Genomic DNA, 5,025 nt, shown 5'->3' with positions numbered 1-5,025 from the left:
GCGCGTTAGCGGCACGTTTTTCAGGCGGGGCTGACGTTCCCGTAGACGAACCACGGACATGGTGATCGGCCATGCCAACCATTCAAGGGTGAGGGATCATGGATCAAATGGCACTCAAGGCCATCGAAGGCATCGCGGGGGCGTCTCGCGCGCCGTATCACAGCATCACGGTCAACCGCCTGACACCCATCATCGGTGCCGAAGTCGGCGGGGTCGACCTGTCGCAGCCACTCAGTGCGGAGCAACTGAAGGAAATTCGCCGCGCTTTTCTGGAAAACCACGTGCTGGTGTTTCGTGATCAGCACCTGACGGTCGAGCAGCACAAAGCCTTTGGCCGGCTGTTTGGACCGTTACGTGCCTTGCCGGTAGAAAGCATTGATGGCGATGACCCGGAGCTGGTCGTGGTGCGCGCCAACGCCCAGTCACGCTTCGCTGCTGGCGAGCTGTGGCACACCGATGGCACCGCTGACCTAGAGCCGTCGATGGGCTCGATGCTGTATGTCAAAGAGACGCCCGCCATTGGAACCGGTGGCGACACGCTGTTTGCCAACATGCACCTGGCCATAGAAATGCTCTCGCCTGCGATGCAGGCGTTTCTTGGCGAACTGACGGCCATTCACGATGGCGAGATTCCGTGGAAGGGCTATCAGCCGCCTGCCAACCTTCCCAAAAGCGAGCACCCTGTGGTGGTTCGCCACCCTGAAACCGGACGCCGCAGCCTGTTCGTCAATTCCGGTTTCACCTCGCATATCGTGCAACTGTCCGCAGGAGAGAGCCGCACGCTGCTGAACATGCTGTTCGACCTGATCGCCCGTGAACCCTCTCTCAGTTGCCGCGTGCGCTGGGAGCCCAACACGCTGGTGTTCTGGGATAACCGCTGCACCCAGCATCACGCGGTGTGGGATTACTTCCCGCACTCGCGCTATGGCGAGCGAGTGACGATTCTGGGAGGGCGGCCCAAAGCCTGAGCCGCTTGCCGCAGCCTGGCTAACGCTTGGCTGCGGGCTTGTCACCTCAGTCGCAGGTGATATTTCAGGTCATCGAACCACTGATCGCCGATCTGATAGGCATGCGGGACGCGGCGTTCGAAAGAGAAACCGCATTTCTCCAGCACCTTGCAGGAGGCAATGTTGCCATCGGTCACGGTCGATTCCAGTGAATCGAGGCCGATGGCGGCAGCGTAGTCGATGATTGCCCGGCGGGATTCGGTGCCGAAGCCCTTGCCTTGATGTTCCGGCAGCAACAGACAGCCTACTTCGGCATGCCCTGGCGACATGATGCGAAAGCCGCTGACCCCCAGCTCCACGCCGCTCTGCTTGTCGACGACCACCAGGCACAGCCAGTGATCGGACTCTGGCGTCCACACCGGAAGGCGATGCTCAAAGCCTTTGCGAACTTGTGCTTCTTCGATTTCCCCGAAGACGTACTGCATGGTCTGAGGCTCGGAGTGCAGCCTCAGAAACAACGGCCAGTCACTGGCGAGCAGGGTCCGCAGATAAAGTCGTTCGGTGTGTAGTTTCAGCATCCGTTGCTCCTTGCACGATCAAAAAGGCACAGGGTTTTGTACTCGGCATTCGGCCAATGATCAATAATGCACGCGCATTTCATCGCCATCGCTCGCGGCAATCGCTGAGTAGCAAGGCATGGTCATACCCTTCAGCATTTCAGGGACGAGTCAATGGCATTTCGCGTATTGGTCATCGGCGGCTACGGCAACTTCGGCAGCCTTATCTGCAATCATCTGGCGATGATGCCGGACATCGAACTGGTCATCTCCGGTCGCGACCCGCGCAAGCTGGCGGAAAAGGTTGCCGCACTGCAAACGCTGGCTGGCAGATTCTGCGAGAGCTGGTGCGTGGACATCATGCAGGACGGCGCGGGCAGTGAGCTGGGTGAATTGGGCATTGACCTGCTTATCCACACGGCGGGGCCTTTTCAGGGGCAGTCGTATGCCGTGGCCCGGCATTGCATCGCGGCGGGTGTGAATTATTGCGACCTGTCGGATTGCCGGACCTTCGTCTCCGGTATCGCCACTCTGGATGCCTTAGCGCGTGAGGCGGGCGTCTGTGTGCTGAGCGGTTGCAGCTCGGTGCCGACGCTTTCGGCGGCCATCATCGATCAGCATCGCCAGCGTTTTCTGCGCATCGATTCGATAGAGCATGGCATCTCCTCGGCAGCGAAAATGCCCGGTCTGTCGACCGTGCGTGGCGTACTGGCCAATGCCGGGCGGCCGATCAGGCAACTGCGCAACGGCAAGGTCCACGAAGTCCATGGCTGGATGGACCTGACCCTGCGCCGGATGCCCGGCATGGGCACACGGCTGGTGGCCAATGTCGACGTCCCGGACCTGGATGTATTCGCGACACGTTATGCCGCGCAGCATCTGAGCTTCAAGGCCGGCTCCGCGCTCAAGGCCGGCGGCATCGCGACCTGGCTGCTGGCGCTGGCGATTCGCTGTGGGCTGCTGCGCGATCCTGCGTCGTGGGCCGAGCGCCTGTACCGTTGGGGCGCGCGCTTTGAACACTGGGGTGATCGAAAGAGCGCGATGTACATCGATGTCGATGGCGTCGACCTCACCGGCCAGCCGCTGCACATGCGTGCGCAATTGACTGCACTGAACGACAAGGGCCCAGAGATCCCCGGCAGTGCTGCCGTCGCGCTGAGCGGCAAAATGGCCGGTGGCTATCGCCCACAACCGGGCGCACGGGCCTGCGTCGGAGAAATCACCGTAGACGAGTACCTGGCAGCGATCAACGAGCCGGAAAACATCCGGCTGGATGTTCATTTCACCGACCGCAACGTCTGACGCTGTTGCCAATCTCCGATGGCTCCGTACAGGCGAAGATCAAGGCAGTTTCATTGCGTGATCTTCCGGTTTCGCGCGGTGCCAATCATCGGAAAAATTCTGCTCAGGCGATTTAAATAAATATTCATCATCGCGCTCCGGCCACGTAATTCTTGGGCTTCAGGGTGCCTTCGATTGGCGCGTGCGTGATTCCGATAACGTTAACTATCAAGTTAAATCTTTCAGCGCCGATTCACGTGCATCCCGAAAAATCAAAGGCACACACGTAATGAGCGCAAAATGGTTGGACAATCTGAAAGTCAGCAAGAAGCTCGGACTGGGCTTTGCCGCTATTTTGCTCGGAGTACTGACCGTCACCGTCATCGGCTACTCCAGCACCAACCTGCTGATCGAGCGCATGGGCAAAAGCAGCAAGGTCGCCGAGATCAAGGCTGACGTCCTGAATGCCCGGATCGCTGCGCAAGCCTATGCGACCGGTCCTACCGCCGCAGGTGTGCAGAACTACGCCAGCGCGCTGGATACCTTGAGCCGCAGTGTGGATCAGGGCCTGCAGGTGTTCGTGATCTCGAGCAACCTGGCCAAGCTGCGCGAGATCAAGGAGCAGGTGGGCGGTCTGAAGCAGACGTTCGACCAATTGGTCGGCATCAATCAGAAAGTCGACGAGGCGTTGAAACCGATCATCAAGGTGTCCGATGACGTCAGCGCGACCTTTGAGAATTTGCTGAACAAGACCATTGACGACACCTTGCGTTCGCCGAATGAAACCGGCATCAGGCAGGTCAAGATCGCTGGCGACCTGCGTAACGGCATGACCAATTTCCGTCTGGTGTTTCGCCGCTACCTGAGCGTTCCGAATGCCGACAACCGTCAGGCCACCTATAAGGCCGCCGACGCCCTGATCGCACAAGTGGACGCCGCTCGCAGCCAATTGCCTGTCGAGGCAAATGCTGCAGTGGATGCCGCGTTGGTGGCGTTGAAACAATACAAGGTCCTGATGTCGTCGATTTCGGACATGCTGCAGCAGACCGAGCAAGTCCGTACCGATCTGCAACAGCAATCCATAGCGACCGCTGCCCGTGCCGATGATCTGGCGGCGTTGCAGGTCATCAGTGCCAAGAAGGAACAACAAACCGCTGTGGTGCAATTGCTGAGCGTAGCGCTGGTCGTGCTGCTGGTCGGCATCTTTGCTGCGTTCCTGATCACGCGTCAGATTACCGTGCCGTTGAACAGCACCGTGATTGCGGCGCGCCGGATTGCGGACGGTGATCTGACCCATGACAGCAGCACCACCCGCCAGGACGAACTGGGCCTGCTGCAGAACACCATGCAGCACATGACGGTTTCTCTGCGCGGCCTGATCGGTGGCATCGGCAACGGTGTGACACAGATCGCCACGGCGGCCGAACAATTGTCTGCTGTCAGCGAACAGACCAGTGCCGGCGTCACGTTGCAAAAAAACGAAGTCGACCAGGTTGCCACCGCCATGAACGAAATGGCGTCGACCGTGCAGGAAGTAGCACGCAATACCGAAGACGCTTCGCTGGCGGCCAAACAGGCCAGCGAACGTGCCGCTCACGGTAGCAGTGTGGTGCAGCACGCCACTCGCGAAATCGGCCAATTGGCCGGTGAAGTGAAACAGCTGGGCGAAGCCATGCAGCGCCTCACCGAAGACAGTGGCAAGATCGGTAGCGTGATTGACGTGATCAAGGCCGTTGCCGAACAAACCAACCTGCTGGCGCTCAACGCGGCCATCGAGGCTGCACGTGCGGGTGAGCAGGGCCGTGGTTTTGCGGTGGTGGCTGACGAAGTACGTTCGCTGGCTCAGCGTACCCAGAACTCCACCACGGAAATCGAAGCGCTGATTCAGGCGTTGCAAAAAGGTACAGGTGCCGCATCGGGTCTGATGGATGCCAGCCTGCAACGCACCGAAGGCACAGTCGTGCTGGCTCGTCAGGCCGAGCAGGCACTGGTTGAGATCAATCAGTCCATCGGTACGATCGAGCAGATGAGCCAGCAGATTTCTGCCGCGGCCGAGCAGCAGAGCGCCGTGACCGACGAAATCAACCGCAGCGTGCTTAGCGTGCGCGACATTGCCGATCAATCGGCTTCGGCAACCGAGCAAAGCGCCGCATCGACTGTAGAACTGGCCCGTTTGGGCAGCGATTTGCAGAGCATGGTGGCGCGTTTCAAGATTTAACTTCCCTGCATCAGGCGCCTTG

The 5,025-nt window shown here is 59.6% G+C and carries 4 protein-coding genes and 1 pseudogene; 4 read left to right on the top strand and 1 reads right to left on the bottom strand.

What is annotated here, in order from left to right:
* The first annotated feature begins 98 nt into the window (after window positions 1-98).
* Window positions 99-968 (top strand): TauD/TfdA dioxygenase family protein, encoded by an 870-nt coding sequence (locus RYC18_RS22810; protein ID WP_316886877.1) that lies wholly within the window; start codon window positions 99-101, stop codon window positions 966-968.
* Between the two features lie 41 nt (window positions 969-1,009).
* On the opposite strand, the gene RYC18_RS22805 is transcribed toward RYC18_RS22810, so the two are convergent.
* Window positions 1,010-1,525 carry a GNAT family N-acetyltransferase gene (locus RYC18_RS22805; RefSeq protein ID WP_005783120.1) on the bottom strand — a complete coding sequence of 172 codons (516 nt, stop codon included), beginning with the start codon at window positions 1,523-1,525 and terminating at the stop codon, window positions 1,010-1,012.
* A 153-nt stretch (window positions 1,526-1,678) separates the two neighbouring features.
* Between RYC18_RS22805 and RYC18_RS22800 the strand changes: the two genes are divergently transcribed.
* The 3 genes and pseudogenes from RYC18_RS22800 (at window position 1,679) to RYC18_RS26590 (ending at window position 5,003) form a co-directional block, all read left to right on the top strand.
* Window positions 1,679-2,806, top strand: coding sequence for a saccharopine dehydrogenase family protein (locus tag RYC18_RS22800; RefSeq protein ID WP_016982384.1), 1,128 nt, complete (start codon window positions 1,679-1,681; stop codon window positions 2,804-2,806).
* A 268-nt stretch (window positions 2,807-3,074) separates the two neighbouring features.
* Window positions 3,075-4,097: pseudogene (locus RYC18_RS26595) on the top strand (methyl-accepting chemotaxis protein); the annotation flags it as partial.
* Window positions 4,098-4,130: 33 nt separating this feature from the next.
* The gene (locus RYC18_RS26590; protein WP_371911635.1) at window positions 4,131-5,003 is read left to right on the top strand and encodes a methyl-accepting chemotaxis protein; all 873 of its coding nucleotides are present in this window, start codon (window positions 4,131-4,133) and stop codon (window positions 5,001-5,003) included.
* The last annotated feature ends 22 nt before the right edge of the window (window positions 5,004-5,025 follow it).

Source organism: Pseudomonas syringae group sp. 247E2 (assembly GCF_032587795.1).
Taxonomy (GTDB): Bacteria; Pseudomonadota; Gammaproteobacteria; order Pseudomonadales; family Pseudomonadaceae; genus Aquipseudomonas; species Aquipseudomonas amygdali.
The sequence above is the reverse complement of the archived record's forward strand: the minus strand, read 5'-3'. Positions and strand labels throughout refer to the sequence as shown.